This is a genomic window from Mycobacterium sp. KBS0706 (assembly GCF_005938675.2).
Taxonomy (GTDB): Bacteria; Pseudomonadota; Alphaproteobacteria; order DSM-16000; family Inquilinaceae; genus Inquilinus.
This window is the reverse complement of sequence record NZ_VCCH02000094.1, coordinates 1-17,555: the sequence shown is the minus strand read 5'-3', so window position 1 is coordinate 17,555 and position 17,555 is coordinate 1. Positions and strand designations below refer to the sequence as shown.

Genomic DNA, 17,555 nt, shown 5'->3' with positions numbered 1-17,555 from the left:
GCTGGGCAGGCCGGGACTCGGCCCGATGCACTCAGTCTAGCATCAGGACAGCGGATCGTTCTCCAGCAGGATCGGGGCGCCATGCGGCGTGGCCCGGGCGGCGCGGTCCCAGGCGTCCTTGCGCCGCCCCAAAGCGTCGGCATCGGCGACGCCCTTGGCCAGCACCAAGCGCTCCAGCGCCGCCAGCCAGTGCTCGTAGTAGCGGCTGCCGTCGTCGGGGGCGCCGGCCGTCCGGGCGATCTCGGCAGCCAGCGCCGCCGCCCATTCCGGCCAGGTGAACACGCCGCGCCCGTGCAGCGCCACCGCCATGGCGAAGGCCTGGGCCTGCCAGGGCTCGGCGAAGACCGGCCCGTCGGCGTCGCGCGGCGGCAGCGGTGCGGCGCCGTCCAGCGCCGCGATCACCACCTCATGCCGGCTCAAGATAACCCTCCCAGGCGTCGATCGAGACGGTCAGCGTCGGGTCGGCGGCCTCGCCCCACAGCTCGCGCCCGTCGAAGCGCACGGTGTAGAGCCATTGCGGGCTCTCGCCGCGGCCATGGGCATTGCTGTCCGGCAGCACGAAGACGCCGTGCACGCGTTCGATCTCGCCCAGCTTGCCGCGGGCGTAGCGCGGCAGCCTGGTGTGGCCGGTCGGGTGCTCGTTGCGGGTCAGCACCATGTCACCGATGGCGAAACGTGCCGGCGCCGCTTCCGGCCGCTGGTAGTTGCTGCCGCGCGCCAACGCCGGCGCGACCTGGTCCGCCCGCAGCACCTTCTGGCCCGGCACCGGCGGGTCGATCGCGCGCCCGGCCTTCAGCTCCGCCGCCGAGACCAGGCCGGCACCCTGCAACAGCTTCTCCAGCCCCTTGGTCCAGATCTCGTAGTAGCTGGAGGACAGGTAGTCGGCCGGGTGCAGCGTCTCGCGCGCATGCCGGCTGATATCGATGTTCCAGCGGCCCAGGCCACCGGCCGCCAGGGTGAGGGCCAGGGCCCGCTTCTCCCACTCGGCATGGAAGCGGACATCCTCCGGCTCCGGCACCACCGGGCCGAAGCCCATCATGCCGCCGAGGTCCTGGGCGCCGTTCATCGTGCAGCCTCCGGCTCGCGCGCGATCCCGGCGCCGATCATGCTGTCGCGGGTGACCAGGTCGGCCAGCGCCTCCTCGGCCCAGCCCTCGGTGCCGGCCGGGCGCATCGGGATCACCAGATAGCGGGTCTCGGCGGTCGAATCCCAGACCCGGATCCGGGTCTGGGCCGGCAGGGTGACGCCGAAATCGGCCAGCACGCCGCGCGGGTCGATCACCGCGCGCGAGCGGTAGGGCGCCGATTTGTACCAGACCGGCGGCAGCCCCAGCACCGGCCAGGGGTAGCAGGAGCACAGGGTGCAGACGACGAGGTTGTGCGTGTCGGATGTGTTCTCGACCGCGATCATGTGCTCGCCCTGGCGGCCGACGAAGCCGAACTCGGCGATCGCGGCGCTGGCATCGGCCCGCAGCCGCTCGCGATAGGCCGGGTCGGCCCAGGCCTTGGCCACCACCCGGGCGCCGTTGCGCGGACCGATCTTGGTCTCATAGGTCTCGATCAGCACGTCGAGCGCGGCCGGGTCGACATAGCCCTTCTCGACCAGGATCGATTCCAGCGCCTTCACCCGCAGCGCGATCTCGGGCAGGGCGCTGCCCTCGTGGTCATGGTCGTGGTCGTGATGATGATGGTCGGACATGGGCGTGTTCCGCTGCATCGGATCCGCCGAAGGCCGGCGGGGCCGGATGCGTCACAATGCCGGGTTCGGGCCGCGCGGTCGAGCGGTTGATCCGCGCGGCCTGTCCCATCAGGGGATCAGCCGGTCGCGCCGCAGTTGCCCGAACAGGTCGAAGAAGGCGTCGTCGGTCGGCTGGTAGGCGGTGAAGCCGAGCCGGCGGCTCTTCGACATGTCGGTCACCACCTCGATCGGGCGGCCGAGATCGGCATCGGTGTGCCAGGGCGAGACCAGGCGCCCGATTTCGGGCTCGGCCAGGCCGTGGCGACCGGCAATCTCCCTCCAGGCGGCTGCGTCGTCCGCCATCTGCTGTTCCAGCGGCCGGACCACGCCGTCGAAGGGCTCGGCGTCCAAGCCGAACCAGCCGGCGATCCGCCCCCACATCCAGCTCCAGCGGAAGACGTCGCCATCGACCACGTTGAACGCCTGGTCGGCCGCGGCCGGAGTGGTCGCCGCCCACAGCAGGTGCCGGGCCAGCAGCCGCGCATCGGTCATGTCGGTCAGCCCATCCCACTGCGCCGCCACGCCGGGGAAGCGGAACGGCCGGCCGGTCTCGCGGCAGAGGGTCGCGTAGACGGCCAGCGTCGTGCCCATGTTCATGGCGTTGCCGACCGCCTTGCCGATGACCGTATGCGGGCGGTGCACGCTCCAGCGGAAGCCGTCGCGCGCCGCGGCGGCGAACACCTCGTCCTCCTGCGCATAGTAGAAGTTCTCGATGTCGAGCCGGCCCTGCTCCTCGCGGAACGGGGTCTGCGGCAGGGCGCCTTTCCCATAAGCCTCGAACGGCCCGAGATAGTGCTTCAAGCCGGTGACCAGCGCGACGTGGCGGACCGAGCCGGCGGGCCGCAGCGCGTCCAGCAGGTTGCGGACCATGGCGGCGTTGACGCGAATGTTCTCCGCCTCGGTCGGCTGCCGCAGCCAGCTGGCGATGACGACCAGGGACGGCGCCTGGTCGAGGAAAGCCTGCGACAGCGAGGCCGGGTCCAGCAGGTCGGCGGCCACGGGCGTGACGCCGGGCAGATCGGGCGGCCGGCGCGCCAGGCCGGCCACGCGCCAGCCTTCCTCGGCCAGCAGGGCGGCGGTGGCGCTGCCGACGATGCCGCCGGCGCCGACGATCAGGGCGGATTGGGTCATGCGGAGTCCTCGGGTTGCCGAGATGATCTGGGCATGCCCCGGTCTCGATCCAGACGGCACCCTGGAACGACGCATCCGCGGGCGGGTGGCGAACGGCCGCCGGGCGCTACCCCCGTACCCGCATTCGTGCTAGCAAACCGGCCGACCGACAACCTGGAACACCGGAGCCGTCCGATGGCCGCCGAAACCGCTTTCCGCACCGAGACCGACAGCCTGGGGGCCGTCGAGGTGCCGGCCGACCGCTACTGGGGCGCGCAGACCCAGCGCAGCCTGCAGAACTTCAAGATCGGCGGCGAACGCATGCCGGCGCCGCTGGTGCGGGCGCTGGGCATCCAGAAGAAGGCCTCGGCCCTGGCCAATGTCGCGCTCGGCGAGCTCGACGCGACGGTCGGCAACGCCATCGTCGCCGCGTCGGAAGAGGTGATCGACGGCACCCTGGCCGACCATTTCCCGCTGGTGGTGTGGCAGACCGGGTCGGGCACCCAGACCAACATGAACGCCAATGAGGTGATCTCGAACCGCGCCATCGAGATCCTGGGCGGCGACATCGGCTCGAAGAAGCCGGTGCATCCGAACGATCACGTCAATCGCGGCCAGTCCTCGAACGACAGCTTCCCGACGGTGATGCACATCGCCGCGGTCGAGCAGATCGGCCATGAGCTGCTGCCGAGCCTGGAGCACTTGCATCGCGCCCTCGCCGCCAAGTCGGCGGAGTTCAAGGACATCGTCAAGATCGGCCGCACCCATCTGCAGGATGCGACGCCGCTGACGCTGGGCCAGGAGTTCTCCGGTTATGCCCGCCAGATCGAGCTGGGCGTCGCCCGGGTGAAGGGCTGCCTGCCGCATCTCCTGGACCTCGCCCAGGGCGGCACCGCCGTCGGCAGCGGGCTGAACGCCAAGGAGGGCTTCGCCGAGGCCTTCGCGGCGCATGTCGCCACCATCACCGGCTTCCCGTTCCGGACCGCGCCGAACAAGTTCGAGGCGCTGGCCGCGCATGACGCCTGCGTCGAGGCGTCGGGCGTGATGAACACCCTGGCCGTGTCGCTGATGAAGATCGCCAACGACATCCGCATGCTGGGCTCCGGCCCGCGCTGCGGCATCGGCGAGATCCACCTGCCGGAGAACGAGCCGGGCTCGTCGATCATGCCGGGCAAGGTCAACCCGACCCAGTCCGAGGCGATGACCATGGTCTGCACCCAGGTGATGGGCAACCACGTCACCGTCACCATCGCCGGCTCGAACGGCCATTTCGAGCTGAACGTGTTCAAGCCGGTGATCATCTACAACCTGCTGCAGTCGATCCGCCTCTTGGCCGATTCCTGCCGCAGCTTCACCGACAACTGCGTCGTCGGCATCGAGGCCCGCACCGACCGGATCGAGCAACTGCTGCACGAATCGCTGATGCTGGTGACGGCGCTGAACCCGCATATCGGCTACGACAACGCCGCCAAGGTGGCGAAGAAGGCGCATGCCGAGAACACCACGCTGAAGCAGGCGGCGATCGCGCTGGGCCTGCTGACCGCCGAGCAGTTCGACCAGTGGGTGCGGCCTGAGACCATGGTCGGCCCGTCGGCCTGAGAGCCCGTATGGAAATGCTACTGCTGTGGCCGTCTGACGGCGGTTTCTGCGCTTCCGGTGCTCACGGACCCAAACGTCCGCTGCGCGCCGGTTCTCGAAACCACCGCCAGCCGACTCACATCAGCGCATTTCCAAACGGGCTCTGACCGGGTCAGGAGCTGTGATGAGCGGCGTCCGCAAGCGGTCGGTCAGCATCGCCGGACACGCCACCAGCGTGTCGCTGGAGCCGGCCTTCTGGGACGCCCTCACCCGCTTGGCCGCCGCGCGCGGCCTGCCGGTCAACCGCCTGGTCGAGGCGGTCGACGCCGCCCGCGACCCGGACGGCAACCTGTCCAGCGCGCTGCGGACCGCGGTCCTTCAGGCGGCACTGGCGCGGGAGATCTGACGGCAAAAAGCCCCGGCCGATCGGCCGGGGCTTTTCGTCATCGGGCGGTCGGGATCAGCCGCCGCACTGGGCGGCGTAGGACTGGTCGCCGGTGGCGACCTGCTGGTCGACCTGCTGGATCTGCGCGTCGGTCAGGTTCAGCTCGGACTTGCAGGTCTTGTAGATCGTGACGAGGTTCTTGGTCTCGTCCATCAGCTCCTTGCTGGCCGAGCACTGCTCGTCCTTCGAAGCTCCGGCCTGCATCTTGGTCATCGTGGCCTGGGTCAGAGTCTGGATCTTCTGGGCCTGGGCCTGGGCGTCTTCGGTGCATCCGGCGAAGGCCGGCGAGGCCGCGAGGGTGGCAATGGCGGCGGCGAAAAGAATGCGCTTCACGAAAAGCTCCTTGGGCTTCCTGGATGGGCCATTCCGGAGCGAACCGGAGCGGCGTCCAGAGAACCCATGGTCACGGACCGAGTTCCCAGAAAATTGTGAAGAATTGCGCCGATCCGCGTTGGCGATAGGACGCCGCTACTTGTCGTTCGACCACCAGGCTTCCAGCACCGTGCCATAGGTCGGGTTGACCGTGGTGACGCGGCCGAGATTGCCCCAATAGGCGACATAGTCGCGGTCGAGATAATAGAGCGGCACGACGTAGTTGCCCCACAGCAGCACCCGGTCGAGCGCGTGCACCGCGGCCTGCAGCTCCTCCTGGCTGCGGGCGGCGTTCACGGCCTTGATCATGGCGTCGACCACCGGGCTCTTCACCCCCGGATAGTTGCGCTCGCCGGGCACGTCGGCCGAGCGGCTGCCCCAGTAGCGCGACTGCTCCGAACCGGGCGACAAGGTGGAAATCCAGGTGTTGAGCATCAGGTCGAAATCATAGGTCTGGATGCGGTTGGCGTATTGCGCGCTCTCGACCAACCGGATCGAGGCCTGGATGCCGAGCCGGCGCAGCTGGTCGGCATAGGCCAGGGCGATCCGCTGCACGCCCTTGTTCTGCAGCAGGATCTCGAAGCGGAACGGGGCGCCGCTGCCGTCGACCAGCACATTGTCCCTGATCGTCCAGCCGGCCTCCGCCAGCAGCGCCTGCGCCGCGCGCAGATTTTCGCGGCTGCGGCCGCTGCCGTCGCTCGGCGGCAGGGTATAGGGCTCGGTGAACAGCTGCGGCGGCAGCTGGTCGCGGAAGGGCTCCAGCAGTTGCAGCTCCGCCCCCTGCGGCGTGTCGGTCGCGGCCAGCGCCGAATTGGCGAAGTAACTGTCGTTCCGCTTGTACTGGCCCCCCAGCAGGGTCTTGTTCACCCATTCGAAGTCGAAGGCCAGGATCAGCGCCCGGCGCACCCGCGGATCGGCGAAGATCGGCCGCCGCGTGTTCATGGCGAAACCCATCATCCCGACCGGCCGGGAATGCGGCAGGGTCAGCATGGTGACGCGGCCGTCCTGGACCGCCGGGAAGTCGTAGGCGCCGCTGACCCACTTCTCGGCATCGCGTTCGCGCCGCAGGGTGTAGGCGCCGGCCTTGAACGCCTCCAGCGCCGTGTCGGCATCGAGGTAGAAGTCGAAGCGCAGCGTGTCGAAGTTGTAGAGCCCGCGCATCGCCGGCAGGTCCGCGCCCCACCAGTCCTTGACCCGGTCCAGCGTGATGCTGCGCCCGGCATCGACGGCGCCGATCGCGTAAGGGCCGGCGCCGAGCGGCGGGTCAAGGCTCGGCTGGTCGAACGGGTGGCTCGAATACCAGGCCTTGCTCAGGATCGGCTGCATCGCAACGACCAGCGGATTCTCGCGCGCCCCGCCCTCCTTGAAGCGGAAGCGCACGGTGCGGTCGTCGATGCGGTCGATGCCGTCCATCGCTTCATAGAGCGCGCGGGTGTTGGGCAGCCCCTTCGTCCCCTGAGTCTGCCAAGTAAAGATCACATCGTCCGCAGTGACCGGCGTGCCGTCATGGAACACCGCCTTGGGGTTGAGCCAAAAGGTGACCGTGCGCCGGTCCTCCGACATCTCCGCGCGCTCGGCGACATAGGGGTAGAGCGTGAAGGGCTCGTCCCAGCCCCGCGTCATCAGGCTGGCGAAGTTGTAGGGCGGCACGATCAGCCGCACCTGGTCGGTCTGGCCGCCGATGATGAAGGGGTTCAGCGTGTCGAAGCTGCCGACCACCGCCTGGCGCAGCTCGCCGCCCTTCGGCGCGGCCGGGTCGGCATAAGCGAAATGGGCGAAATCGGCCGGGTATTTCGGCTCGCCATGCATGGCGATGCCGCCCCCCGGCGCCTGCGTCTGGGCAACCGCCGGCAGGGCGCCGGGCAGCAGGACGACGAGGGCGAGTCGGAGCAGGAGGCGGGCGATGCGCATGCGGCTTGTCCGGGCGGGGAATCGATGGGGCGCAGTCTTCCCGCCGAAGGGCCGCGGCGCAAGACCGTTACGCCGGAGGGCTCCCTTGACAAGCCTTGCGCAATCATCGCACGATTTCGCCTGACATAATGAATGCGAATTGCGTTCAGCCAGCATCTTCGGATCAAAGCTGACCGGACAGCGTCCGGCGATGTCACAGGGGGAGGAAACCATGGTCATCAGCAGGGCTCTGCTGCTGTCGACGGTGCTGGTCGTCCTGAGCGGCGCGGCCGCGGCACAGAACACACCGCATGTCACCTGGCATGACGACGGCACGGTGACGCTCAAATCCGATCCCGAATACGGGATGGAGATCACGACGACGAAGGCGGAGCTGGGCTCCCTCTTCGGTCCCGGCCAGAAGCCCTTCGAGGGCGAGACGGTCACCATCCTCAGCCTCGATTCCGGCCCCAAGGGCGGCATCTCCGGCCCGGTCTACATGTTCCGCCCGATCTGGGAGGAGCTGACCGGCGCCAAGCTGAACATCGCGCTGACCCCGATCTCGGAACTCTACACCAAGACCTTCCTCGACCTGCGCAACGGCACGGGCGAGTACGACGCCATCATCGTCGGCGCCTTCTTCTACGGCGACCTGATCGCCGGCAAATACATCCTGCCGGTCGACGAGTGGCGGAAGAGCGGCGAGTACCCGAAATGGGACTACGACGTGATGCCGCCGGCGCTGCGCAATATCTACACCTGGGACAATGTCGGCTACGGCGTGCTCAGCGATGCCGACGGCCAGATCCTGTACTACCGCCGCGACCTGCTGACCGACCCGACGCACCAGGCCGCCTTCAAGGCGGAATACGGCTACGACATGCCGGCGCCGCCGAAGACGCTGCAGCAGCTGCGCGACATCGCCAAATACTTCAACGGCAAGAACTTCGACAGCAACGACCCGGAGCCGGACAGCGGCGCGGTGCTGCACCTGAAGGTGCGTGAGCAGGGGCTGTACCACTTCACCACGCTCGCCACCTCCTTCGCCATGACCCCGGGCGACAAGCTGGACCGGACCCACAACGTCTACTGGTTCGACCCGGTCGACATGAAGCCGCTGATCAACAGCCCGGGCCACGTCAAGGCGCTGGAGTTCCTGAAGGAGCTGGCCGCCTACGGCCCGCCGGCGCAGGTGAGCTGGAGCCTGGGCGAGGCCTGGGACTATTTCCTGCGCGGCAAGGCGGTGTTCAACTTCTCCTACGGCGACGTCGGCGCGCTGGCGCAGGACCCGGAGCGGTCGAAGATCCGCGGCAAGCTCGGCTCCGCCGCCCTGCCCGCCTCGGACACCTATTGGGACATGGAGCAGAAGACCTTCGTCACGGTGAAGGAGCCGCGGCAGGTCGGCAACGTCACCGGCGGGTCCTGGCACGGCGTGGTCTCGTCGCTCGGCCAGCATCCCGAGGCGGCCTACAGCCTGCTGTCGCTGATGGCGATCAAGCCATCGCAGAAATTCCTGGCCACAATCGGCTGGGACGGCGTCGATCCCGGCTATTCCTATCAGTGGCTGGAGCCGACCGGCGAGGCGAAACTGACCGACTACACCGAATCCGCCCTGAAATGGGACCCCGAGGACGTGAAGGAGTACCTGGACGCCTACCACAGCAACTACAACGCCAAGACCATGCTGCCGTATATGCGGATCACCGGCACGCAGGAGTATTACGACGCCCTGGACAGCAACCTGTCGGCGGCGATGAGCGGGTCGAAGACGCCGCAGCAGGCGCTGGACGACACCGCGGCGGCCTGGGAGCAGATCACCGACCGCCTCGGCCGCGACCAGCAGTTGAAGAACTACCAAGCGGCGATCGGCTGGAAGGGCGAATGAGCCGGGCACGGACCGTGCCCGACGCGTAACGGGAAGGGGGCCGAGGCGGCACGATGCGCTGGACCGGACGGATCCGCCTGCTGTTCCTGACCCCGGCGGTGGTCTGGGTGCTGGCCTTCACCATCTTCCCGACGCTCTACACCGTCTACGCCGCGTTCCACACGGTGAAGACCGAGACCGTGACCACCCGGGCCGAGGTGCCGCGGCTGGATGCCAGCGGCAAGCCGATGCTGAAGCCGGACGGCACGCCGCGCACCAAGACCGAGGTGACGCGCGCGACCGTCAACACCTGGGACTTCGTCGGCCTGGGCAATTTCGGCCGCGTCTTCACCGACCCCCAGGTGCGCGAGGCGGCGCGGGTGACGGCGATCTTCGTGGTCGTCTCGGTCAGCGTCGAGATGGGGCTGGGCCTGCTTCTCGCCTTCCTGTTCAACCGCAGCATCCCTGGCCGCGGCATCCTGCGCACGATCATGATCCTGCCGATCTTCGCCACCCCGGTGGCGGCCGGATACCTGTTCTTCACCATCTTCTACGAGGCCGGCGGCCCGCTGGGCTGGACCGGCATCCCCTGGCTGTCGAACCCGAACTGGGCCCTGGTGTCGATCATGATCGTCGACATCTGGCAGTGGACGCCGTTCTGCTTCCTGGTCCTGCTGGCCGGGCTGCAGGGCGTCCCCGACGACCTGATCGAGGCGGCGCGGCTGGAGACCAAGTCCAGCCTGCGGATCTGGACCGGGGTGGTGCTGCCGCTGATGACGCCGGTGATCGTCATCGTGCTGCTGCTGCGCCTGGCCGAGGCGATGAAGGTGTTCGACGTGGTCGCCTCGCTGACCGTCGGCGGGCCCGGCAACGCCACCCAGTCGGTCTCCTACCTCGCCTTCCGCACGGGTTTGCGCTTCTTCGATGTCGGCTACGCCTCGGCCCTGGCGCTGACCCTGCTGGCCGTGGTGATGGCGATCGTCACCCTGTTCTTCAAGCGGGTGCGCAATGTCTACGCCTGAGGTTACCGCGCCGCCGATCCACGAGGCCCCGGTCGACCGGGTCAAGCCGCTGGGCCGGCGCAGCGGCATGGCCGATTCGCTGTGGTCGCTGGTCGCGATCGGCGTCACGATCCTGTTCTTCTTCCCGCTGTACTGGGCGATCTCGACCGCGCTGCGCAACCCGGCCGACACCTTCACCGTGGCCGGGCTCGGCATCCCCTGGCTCGACTTCGAGCCGACCCTGAACAACTTCGTGGTGGAGCTGAGCACGCCGGAGGGCTGGCGTGCCATGCAGACCAGCCTGATCGTCTCGCTCAGCGCCGTCGCCCTGGCCCTGGCGCTCGGCCTGCCGGCGGCCTATGCGCTGGCCCGGTTCCGGTTCTGGAGCAACAGCGACATCACCATCTGGTTCCTGTCGCAGCGGGTGCTGCCCCCGGTGGCGACGCTGCTGCCCTTCTACATCGTGTTCCGGTCGCTCGACATGCTGGACAGCAAGACGGCGCTGATCCTGTGCAACGCCACCTTCATCCTGCCCTTCGTCGTCGTCATCCTGCGCCAGACCTTCCTCGACCTGCCGGTCGAGCTGGAGGAGGCGGCGCTGGTCGACGGTGCGTCGCATTGGCAGGCCTTCCTGCGCGTCGCCCTGCCCCTGGCGGCGCCGGCGGTGGCGGCGACCGCGATGATCATCTTCGCCTTCGCCTGGAACGAGTTCCTGTTCTCGTCGTCGCTCGGCATCACCGAGACCAAGATGATGCCCGCCCACATGGCCGGCGCGGTCGACACCCGCGGCGTGCAGTTCTGGTTCATGGCGACCCGGGCGCTGATCGCGATGATCCCGCCGGTGCTGCTGGCGCTGTTCGCCCAGCGCTACATCGTGCGGGGCCTGACGCTGGGGGCGGTGAAGGGCTGAGGCGGCCGGTTGAAGCCAGATGTGTTGTCGTCTCTGCCCGGCGAACCGGCCCCTACCCCTTCATCCCCGCCCGGCGGGCCTCGATCGCGTCCCACAGCAGGGCCTCGATCTTCACCCGGTCCAGCCGGTTGATCTCGTGGATGCCGGTCGGGGAGGTGACGTTGATCTCGGTCAGGTAGTCGCCGATCACGTCGATGCCGACGAAGATCTGGCCGGTGGCCCGCAAATCCGGACCGATGCGGGCGCAGATCTCGCGCTCGCGCTCGGTCAGTTCGGTCTTCCGGGCCCGGCCGCCGACATGCAGGTTGGCCCGCGACTCGCCCTCCGCCGGCATGCGGCTGACGGCGCCGACCGGCTCGCCCTCGACCAGGATGATGCGCTTGTCGCCCTGCCGGATCTCCGGCAGGTAGCGCTGGATCATGATCGGCTCGCGGTACATCCGCTCATAGACCTCGAGCAGCGACACCAGATTCTCGTCGTCCGGCCGGATCCGGAACACCCCGGCGCCGCCATTGCCGTAGAGCGGCTTGACGATGATGTCGCCATGCTCGCGCCGGAAGGCCCGGATCTCGTCGCGGTCGGAGGTGATCAGGGTCGGCGGCATCAGCTCCGGATAATGCGTGACCAGCAGCTTCTCCGGCGCGTTGCGCACCTCCTTCGGGTCGTTCACCACCAGGACGCGGTCGGCGACATGCTCCAGGAGATGCGTCGCGGTGATGTAGCCCATGTCGAAGGGCGGGTCCTGGCGCATCAGGATGACGTCGACGGTGCCGAGATCGACCGTCTCCGCCTCGCCGAAGCTGTGGTGGGCGCCGCGCACGGCCTGCACCGTCAGCGGCCGGGCCCTGGCGGTCAGGCGGCCGTCGCGCAGGGACAGCGCCCGCGGCAGGTAGTGCCACAGGCGATGGCCGCGCGCCTGCGCCTCCAGTGCCATGGCGAAGGTCGAATCCCCGCCGATGTCGATGGTCTCGATCGGGTCCATCTGGATGGCGACGGCAAGGCCCATGAGTGCCCTCAGTTCAGGCTAGTGCGGAAGGATTGGAGCAGGATCGCCGCCTCGTGCCGCTGGACCTCCGGCTCGCCAGGGGCGGAGACGTAGCGGTCGAGGGCGTCGATCGCCGCGCGCATGTTGCCGAGCCGGGCGTAGAGGATGCCGGCCTCGCGCAGCAGCGGCGCGTGCAGCGGGGCGAAGTGGCGCATCGCCTCGATCACCGACAGCGCCTTGGCAAAGTCGCCGGCGCGAATGTGGCGGACCTTCAGGTTGTTCTGCAGCCTGAGCAGGATGTCCCTATCCGACACCGGCTCGTAATGGTCGGGCGTCAGCTCGGCGCCGGCGTCGAGCACGGCCTTCAGCAGGTCGCGCAGCTCGCCCGGGCCGCGATGCATGCCGGCATGGAACGGGTCGAGGATGGTGCGGCTGCCGCCGGCGTCGAGCCGGACCAGGAAATGGCTCGGGAAGTTCAGCCCGACCATGGTCCAGCCCTGGGCCCGGGCGACGTGGAGGTAGAGGATGCCGAGCGTCACCGGCAGGCCCTTCCGCCGGTCGATCACCCGCATCAGGTTGGCGTTCTGCAGGTCGTCATAGCTGTCGACGTCGCCGGCATAGCCCCAGCGCCGCGCCAGCACCGCGGTCAGGGACTCGGAGGGCGCCATCTCCTCCGCCCCGCGCGCGACGTCGCCGACCAGCTGGTCGAGATGGCGGCGGTACCAATCGAAGCCGACGCCGCGCGGCCGGTCGAGCGCCGCCAGCGCCAGCGCCGCCTCGGCGAGATCGATGGCGTCGTCCGGCTGAGCGCCGGCGCGGTCGAGTATCGACTGGATCGTCGGGTCCATGATCCTGACTTAGCCCGATCCCGCCATGGATGCCACTACCGATCGATCTGCCAGGCGTCGGCAATATGGACAGGCCAGCGCCAGGGCCGCACCACCACCAGATCGAAGCGCAGGTCATGATCGCGGGCATAGCGCGGCTGCTGCGCCAGGAACAGGGTCGCGGCGCGCTGCAGCCGCTCGCGCTGGCGCGGCTGCAGCGCCAGCAGGCCGGCGGCCAGATCGGGCCGCGCCTTGACCTCGACGAAGGCGACGATGCGGCCACGCCGGGCGACGATGTCGACCTCGCCGAGCGGCGTCTTCAGCCGCCGCGCGAGGATGCGCCAGCCCTTGGCCCGCAAGAGCCAGGCCGCCGCCCGCTCGGCCTTGAGGCCGAAGGCCTCGGCCCGGCGGCGGGCTCCGTCCTTGGGGCTGTCAGCCCGTCTCATCGGCGGCGAGATCGAGCGCCAGACGGTAGACCTCGCGCTTCGGCTGCCCGGTCGCCGCCGCCACGGCCTCGACCGCGTCGCGCAGGCTCATGCTGGCCAGGGCGCGGCGGAGCTGGCCGGCCAGGTCCTCTTCGGTCGGCCGCGCCGCCGCGCCGGGCGGGCCGATGACGATGACGATCTCGCCCTTGGGCGGCCCGGCCTCGGCGTAATGCGCCGCCAGCTCGGGGAGAGGGCCGCGCCGCACCTCCTCGAACAGCTTGGTCAGCTCGCGCGTCACCGCCGCCTCGCGGTCGCCCAGCACCTCCGCGAGGTCGGCCAGGCACTCCGGCAGCCGGTGCGGCGCCTCGAACAGGATCAGGGTGGCGGCGATCGGCGCCAGCTCGAGGAGGAAGGTGCGGCGGGCCGCGGATTTCGGTGGCGGGAAGCCGGCGAACAGGAAGCGGTCGGACGGCAGGCCGGACAGCAAGAGGCCGACCAGCGGCGCTGAGGCGCCGGGCAGGCAGGTGACGGGCAGCCCCTGGTCCCGCGCGGCCCGGGCCAGCTTGTAGCCGGGGTCGGAGATCAGCGGCATGCCGGCGTCCGAGACCAGGGCGATGGCCTGGCCCTCGGCGATCCGGCCCAGGATCAGCGGCCGCATCTCGGCGGCATTGTGCTCGTGATAGGGAATCAGCTTGGTGCCGATGCCGTGGATCGACATCAGCCTGCGGGTGGTGCGGGTGTCCTCGCAGGCGATCGCATCGGCATTGCGGAGCAAATCCAGCGCCCGGAGCGTTATGTCGCCGGCATTGCCGATCGGGACCGCCGTCAGATACAGGCCCGGTGCCGGTTTACTCGGCGATGCAGCGCCGGTAGGGTCGGCGGCAGAGGGCCGCCGCTGCCCGGCGCTGCTGGATGGTCGAGAGTGAGGGGGCGTCCGTGACAATATCAGCGACAGTCGCAGGGGGATCGATGGGCCGGGGTCGGTCGAGGTTGAACCGCCTCGTGCGTCTTGCAGGCGCCGCCGCGATGGCCGCGGCGCTCGCCGCCTGTGCCCAGACCGTACCGAGGCCGACCCCGATCACGCAAGCGCCGACGGTGTCCGGCGCGCCGACCCGGCCGGATGACGGGGTGCTGCGGGTCGGGATGCTGCTGCCGCTGTCCGGCGGCAGCGCCGCGCTCGGCGAGGCGATGCAGCGCGCGGCGCAGATGGCGGTGTTCGACACCGGCACCCAGGTCGAGCTGCTGCCGCGCGACACCGGCGACAGCCCGAACGCCGCCGGCCAGGCCGCGCAATCGGTGATCGCCCAGGGCGCCGACATCATCCTCGGGCCGCTGTTCAGCAAGTCGGTCGGGCCGGTGGCGCAGCAGGCCCGCGCGGCGGGCATCAACGTCGTCGCCTTCAGCACCGACACCGCCCAGGCCGGCGGCAACGTGTTCCTGCTGAGCTTCCTGCCGCAGCAGGCGATCGACCGGATCGTCGGCTACGGCGCCAGCCAGGGCATGCGCCGCTTCGCCCTGCTGGCGCCGCGATCGGCCTATGGCCAGATCGTCAGCCGGGCGCTGAGCGAGGCCGCCGTCAAATACAATGTCGAAGCGCCGGTGGTCGAGCTGTACGACAGCAAGCTGTCCGACCCGACGGAGCTGCAGCAGAAGCTGCAGGCGACCCAGGTGGACGCCGTGATCGTGGCCGATGTCGGCAGCCGGCTGAGCGTGGTGGCGCCGATGCTGGGCTATTCCGGCATCACCGCCAAGCTAATGGGCACCGGCCAGTGGGACGACCCGCAGGTCAACCGCCAGCCCTATCTGGCGGGCGCCTGGTACGCGGCACCCGACCCGTCGCGCCGCGCCGATTTCGAGAGCCGCTATGCCCAGCAGTTCGGCGGCCCGCCGCCGCGGCTGGCGACGCTGGCCTATGACGCGGTGGCGCTGACCGCGTCGCTGGCCGGCCAGCCCTCCTCCGGCAGCAACCCGTTCAACACCGTGGCGCTGCAGGACCCGAACGGCTTCGTCGGCATCGACGGCATCTTCCGCTTCGGACAGAACGGGCTGGTGCAGCGCGGCCTGGCCGTGCTGCAGGCCGAGCCGAGCGGGCCGACCGTGGTGGAATCGGCACCGGACAGCTTCTCCGGAGCCGCTTTCTAAGCCCTTTTTAGGGATTCTCCGGCGCCGTGTTTTAGGGTAGGTACGGGGGTTCCGACGTCGCGGACGTCGTGAGCCGGGAGATGCCGATGTCGACCGTTCAGCCCGGCCGGCCGAACGAGCAGCCCAGCGGGGACGGACCGCCCCCAGAGGCCCCCGTCGAGATCGAGCTGAAGTTGCGCGTGGCGCCGGCCGATCTCGAACGCCTGCGCGGCGCCGATGTGCTGTCGCGGATCGCGGCCGGGCCCGGCACCGCCCGGTCGCTGACCTCCTTCTACTACGACACGCCGGACTGCGCGCTGCAGCGCCGCGGCATCACGCTGCGGGTGCGCCGCATCGGCCACCGCTTCGTCCAGACGCTGAAGACCGAGCGGCAGGGCGACGGCCTGGCCCGCGGCGAATGGGAGGTGGCGCTGCCGGCGATGGTGCCGGCGCCCGAGGCCTTCGACGACCCGGAGGCCAAGGCGCTGCTGGACGGCGTGCCGGTCGAGGCGCTGACCCATCTGTTCACCTCGCGCATCCAGCGCGAGGCCCGGATCCTGTCTCTGCCGGACGCGGTGATCGAATGCGCCTTCGACACCGGCACGATCGAGACCCGCGACGCCAGCGACCCGGTGGCCGAGGTCGAGCTGGAGCTGAAGGAGGGCCGCGCCGCCGCCCTGTACCGGCTGGCGCTGTCCTTCCTGGACGAGGTGCCGCTCAGGGTCAGCGAAGTGACCAAGGCAGAGCGCGGCTATCGCCTGGTGGCGCGCCGCCCGCCCGGGGTGATGTACGACCCGAAGACGCCCGTGACCTCGCGGATGACGGTGGACGAGGCGATCGCCACCGTGCTGGCGCGGTGCCTGCGACACTGGACCGCCAATGAGGCGGCGGCGGAGGATGGCGGCGACCCCGGCGGCGTGCACCAGATGCGGGTGGCGCTGCGCCGGCTGCGCTCGGCCCTGACCCTGTTCAAGAAGACGGTGCCTTCGCCGACGCTGGACTGGCTGCGCGACGAGTCGAAATGGCTGGCCGGCGCGCTGGGGCCGGCGCGCGACTGGGACGTCTTCCTGGCCGCCACGGTCGAGCCGCTGGACACGCTGCGGCCGGACGACCCCGGCATCGGCGCCCTGCGCTCCGCGGCGCAGCGCCAGCGCGAGGCCGGCTATGCCGCGGTGCGCCAGGCCCTGGCCGATCCGCGCTGTGCCCGGCTGCATTTGACGCTGGGCGAATGGCTGGAGCGGCGGGGCTGGCGCGACCACGCCTCGACCGCGACGCTGACCGCGCTGGTCGAGCTGGTCGACGGGCTGGCCGGGCGGCTGATCGCCCAGGCGCATCGCAAGGTCGCGACCCGCGGCCGGCATCTCGCCCGGCTCGACCCGAATCAGCGGCACCAGGTGCGGATCGCGCTGAAGCGGCTGCGCTATGCCATGGACTTCTTCCGCCCGCTGTTTCCGGAGAAGCGGGCGAAGCCCTTCGCGTCGCAGCTGTCGAAGCTGCAGGACGCCTTCGGCCATCTCAACGACGTCGCCACCGCCGAGGCGCTGCTGCAGCGCGTGGCCGCCGATTCCGCCGATCCGGGGCTGCACCGCGCCGCCGGCATGGTGCTGGGCTGGCACGCCCGCGGCGCCGAATCGACCGAGCCGGAGCTCTTGGCGCAGTGGGACGCCTTCCGCGCCGTGCGGCCGTTCTGGACCCGGGGAAATGAGCCCTGATGGCCGGGCTCCTGGTCGGGCTGGATCGGAGAGGCAGTCCTCCCGGAGAGAATGTTTTCTCTCTTGTCATGGCCGGGATTGACCCGGCAATTCAGGGGGTGTCGACGCTCTCTGGATGCCCGGGTCGATCCTCGGACCAGCTCCGCGGTCGGGCATGACAGTCGGGTCTACGTCTCTAGGTGCTGGGAAGGCGAAGCCGGCGAGCCGTTCATCGACTCGCTGGATTGAGGCCACGAGGGGGATGCCGGCATGATTTCCGTGCTCGTCGCGAACACCAAGGGCGGCTGCGGCAAGACCACGATCGCGACGACGCTGGCCTCGGCCTTCGCCGGGCAGGGCCATTTCACCGTCCTGGCCGATGTCGACCGGCAGCATTCCAGCCTGGACTGGGCCAGGCGGCGGCCGGACGCCGCCCCGGCCCTGGCGGGGCTGGACTGGGCGAAGTCGGATTTCGCGGTGCCGAAGGATGCCGAGCGGCTGGTGATCGACGCCCCGGCGGCGCTGAAGATGAAGGATGTCGAGGCGCTGCTGAAGATCGCGGACGTCATCGTCCTGCCGGTGCTGCCCTCGGCCTTCGA

The 17,555-nt window shown here is 69.7% G+C and carries 18 protein-coding genes; 8 read left to right on the top strand and 10 right to left on the bottom strand.

Annotated elements, in window-relative coordinates; translation table 11 throughout:
• Positions 1-42 precede the first annotated feature (42 nt).
• The 4 genes from FFK22_RS33575 to FFK22_RS33560 form a co-directional block, all read right to left on the bottom strand.
• Positions 43-420 carry a nitrile hydratase accessory protein gene (locus FFK22_RS33575; protein ID WP_138888065.1) on the bottom strand — a complete coding sequence of 126 codons (378 nt, stop codon included), beginning with the start codon at positions 418-420 and terminating at the stop codon, positions 43-45.
• A complete protein-coding gene (nthB, locus tag FFK22_RS33570) occupies positions 407-1,066 on the bottom strand; it encodes a nitrile hydratase subunit beta (protein WP_138888066.1) in 660 nt (219 codons plus the stop codon). Before nthB ends, FFK22_RS33575 begins: the two co-directional genes overlap by 14 nt.
• Positions 1,063-1,698 carry a nitrile hydratase subunit alpha gene (nthA, locus tag FFK22_RS33565; protein WP_138888067.1) on the bottom strand — a complete coding sequence of 212 codons (636 nt, stop codon included), beginning with the start codon at positions 1,696-1,698 and terminating at the stop codon, positions 1,063-1,065. The genes nthB and nthA overlap by 4 nt, the downstream gene beginning before the upstream one ends.
• Before the next feature lie 108 nt (positions 1,699-1,806).
• Positions 1,807-2,868, bottom strand: a complete 1,062-nt coding sequence (locus tag FFK22_RS33560) for an SDR family oxidoreductase (protein ID WP_138888068.1) — start codon at positions 2,866-2,868, stop codon at positions 1,807-1,809.
• Positions 2,869-3,042: 174 nt separating this feature from the next.
• Here FFK22_RS33560 and fumC point away from each other — a divergent pair, with 174 nt between their 5' ends.
• Together fumC and FFK22_RS33550 are read left to right on the top strand one after the other, a co-directional pair.
• Positions 3,043-4,446: a class II fumarate hydratase gene (gene fumC, locus FFK22_RS33555; RefSeq protein ID WP_138888069.1), complete on the top strand. Its 1,404-nt coding sequence runs from the start codon at positions 3,043-3,045 to the stop codon at positions 4,444-4,446.
• A gap of 163 nt (positions 4,447-4,609) precedes the next feature.
• Positions 4,610-4,831, top strand: coding sequence for a ribbon-helix-helix domain-containing protein (locus FFK22_RS33550; RefSeq protein ID WP_186002796.1), 222 nt, complete (start codon positions 4,610-4,612; stop codon positions 4,829-4,831).
• Between the two features lie 54 nt (positions 4,832-4,885).
• On the opposite strand, the gene FFK22_RS33545 is transcribed toward FFK22_RS33550, so the two are convergent.
• Together FFK22_RS33545 and FFK22_RS33540 are read right to left on the bottom strand one after the other, a co-directional pair.
• Positions 4,886-5,203, bottom strand: coding sequence for a hypothetical protein (locus FFK22_RS33545; protein ID WP_138888071.1), 318 nt, complete (start codon positions 5,201-5,203; stop codon positions 4,886-4,888).
• Between the two features lie 135 nt (positions 5,204-5,338).
• Positions 5,339-7,153, bottom strand: coding sequence for an extracellular solute-binding protein (locus FFK22_RS33540; protein ID WP_138888072.1), 1,815 nt, complete (start codon positions 7,151-7,153; stop codon positions 5,339-5,341).
• A 211-nt stretch (positions 7,154-7,364) separates the two neighbouring features.
• Here FFK22_RS33540 and FFK22_RS33535 point away from each other — a divergent pair, with 211 nt between their 5' ends.
• Genes FFK22_RS33535 through FFK22_RS33525 form a run of 3 tightly spaced genes read left to right on the top strand, consistent with a single transcriptional unit; the run spans position 7,365 to position 10,907 of the window.
• Positions 7,365-9,017, top strand: coding sequence for an extracellular solute-binding protein (locus FFK22_RS33535; RefSeq protein ID WP_221939046.1), 1,653 nt, complete (start codon positions 7,365-7,367; stop codon positions 9,015-9,017).
• A gap of 53 nt (positions 9,018-9,070) precedes the next feature.
• Positions 9,071-10,018 (top strand): carbohydrate ABC transporter permease, encoded by a 948-nt coding sequence (locus tag FFK22_RS33530; protein WP_138888073.1) that lies wholly within the window; start codon positions 9,071-9,073, stop codon positions 10,016-10,018.
• Complete coding sequence (locus tag FFK22_RS33525) at positions 10,005-10,907, top strand: carbohydrate ABC transporter permease (RefSeq protein WP_221939045.1); 903 nt, start codon at positions 10,005-10,007, stop codon at positions 10,905-10,907. Before FFK22_RS33530 ends, FFK22_RS33525 begins: the two co-directional genes overlap by 14 nt.
• A 52-nt stretch (positions 10,908-10,959) precedes the next feature.
• Here FFK22_RS33525 and gshB read toward each other — a convergent pair whose 3' ends face one another.
• From gshB to rsmI, 4 genes are read right to left on the bottom strand one after another with little or no spacing between them, the layout of a single operon-like run.
• A complete protein-coding gene (gshB, locus tag FFK22_RS33520) occupies positions 10,960-11,913 on the bottom strand; it encodes a glutathione synthase (RefSeq protein ID WP_138888074.1) in 954 nt (317 codons plus the stop codon).
• 8 nt (positions 11,914-11,921) lie between these two features.
• Positions 11,922-12,740, bottom strand: coding sequence for a SirB1 family protein (locus FFK22_RS33515; protein ID WP_138888075.1), 819 nt, complete (start codon positions 12,738-12,740; stop codon positions 11,922-11,924).
• 35 nt (positions 12,741-12,775) lie between these two features.
• On the bottom strand, positions 12,776-13,165 hold the full coding sequence (locus FFK22_RS33510; protein ID WP_138888076.1) for a YraN family protein: 390 nt from the start codon (positions 13,163-13,165) through the stop codon (positions 12,776-12,778).
• Complete coding sequence (gene rsmI, locus FFK22_RS33505; RefSeq protein ID WP_373683769.1) at positions 13,152-13,973, bottom strand: 16S rRNA (cytidine(1402)-2'-O)-methyltransferase; 822 nt, start codon at positions 13,971-13,973, stop codon at positions 13,152-13,154. Before rsmI ends, FFK22_RS33510 begins: the two co-directional genes overlap by 14 nt.
• A 197-nt stretch (positions 13,974-14,170) precedes the next feature.
• Here rsmI and FFK22_RS33500 point away from each other — a divergent pair, with 197 nt between their 5' ends.
• From FFK22_RS33500 to FFK22_RS33490, 3 genes are all read left to right on the top strand, one after another.
• Positions 14,171-15,286, top strand: a complete 1,116-nt coding sequence (locus FFK22_RS33500; RefSeq protein ID WP_186002795.1) for a penicillin-binding protein activator — start codon at positions 14,171-14,173, stop codon at positions 15,284-15,286.
• 86 nt (positions 15,287-15,372) lie between these two features.
• Complete coding sequence (locus FFK22_RS33495) at positions 15,373-16,977, top strand: CYTH and CHAD domain-containing protein (protein WP_186002794.1); 1,605 nt, start codon at positions 15,373-15,375, stop codon at positions 16,975-16,977.
• A 249-nt stretch (positions 16,978-17,226) separates the two neighbouring features.
• Positions 17,227-17,555 (top strand): AAA family ATPase (locus tag FFK22_RS33490; protein ID WP_143956909.1); only part of this gene is annotated, 329 nt, incomplete at its 3' end.

Coding starts and splice junctions, on each gene's coding strand:
- nthB (WP_138888066.1), bottom strand. CDS start 1,066: ATGAACGGCGCCCAGGACCTCGGCGGCATGATGGGCTTCGGCCCGGTG.
- nthA (WP_138888067.1), bottom strand. CDS start 1,698: ATGTCCGACCATCATCATCACGACCACGACCATGACCACGAGGGCAGC.
- FFK22_RS33560 (WP_138888068.1), bottom strand. CDS start 2,868: ATGACCCAATCCGCCCTGATCGTCGGCGCCGGCGGCATCGTCGGCAGC.
- fumC (WP_138888069.1), top strand. CDS start 3,043: ATGGCCGCCGAAACCGCTTTCCGCACCGAGACCGACAGCCTGGGGGCC.
- FFK22_RS33550 (WP_186002796.1), top strand. CDS start 4,610: ATGAGCGGCGTCCGCAAGCGGTCGGTCAGCATCGCCGGACACGCCACC.
- FFK22_RS33540 (WP_138888072.1), bottom strand. CDS start 7,153: ATGCGCATCGCCCGCCTCCTGCTCCGACTCGCCCTCGTCGTCCTGCTG.
- FFK22_RS33535 (WP_221939046.1), top strand. CDS start 7,365: ATGGTCATCAGCAGGGCTCTGCTGCTGTCGACGGTGCTGGTCGTCCTG.
- FFK22_RS33530 (WP_138888073.1), top strand. CDS start 9,071: ATGCGCTGGACCGGACGGATCCGCCTGCTGTTCCTGACCCCGGCGGTG.
- FFK22_RS33525 (WP_221939045.1), top strand. CDS start 10,005: ATGTCTACGCCTGAGGTTACCGCGCCGCCGATCCACGAGGCCCCGGTC.
- gshB (WP_138888074.1), bottom strand. CDS start 11,913: ATGGGCCTTGCCGTCGCCATCCAGATGGACCCGATCGAGACCATCGAC.
- FFK22_RS33515 (WP_138888075.1), bottom strand. CDS start 12,740: ATGGACCCGACGATCCAGTCGATACTCGACCGCGCCGGCGCTCAGCCG.
- FFK22_RS33510 (WP_138888076.1), bottom strand. CDS start 13,165: ATGAGACGGGCTGACAGCCCCAAGGACGGAGCCCGCCGCCGGGCCGAG.
- FFK22_RS33500 (WP_186002795.1), top strand. CDS start 14,171: ATGGCCGCGGCGCTCGCCGCCTGTGCCCAGACCGTACCGAGGCCGACC.
- FFK22_RS33495 (WP_186002794.1), top strand. CDS start 15,373: ATGTCGACCGTTCAGCCCGGCCGGCCGAACGAGCAGCCCAGCGGGGAC.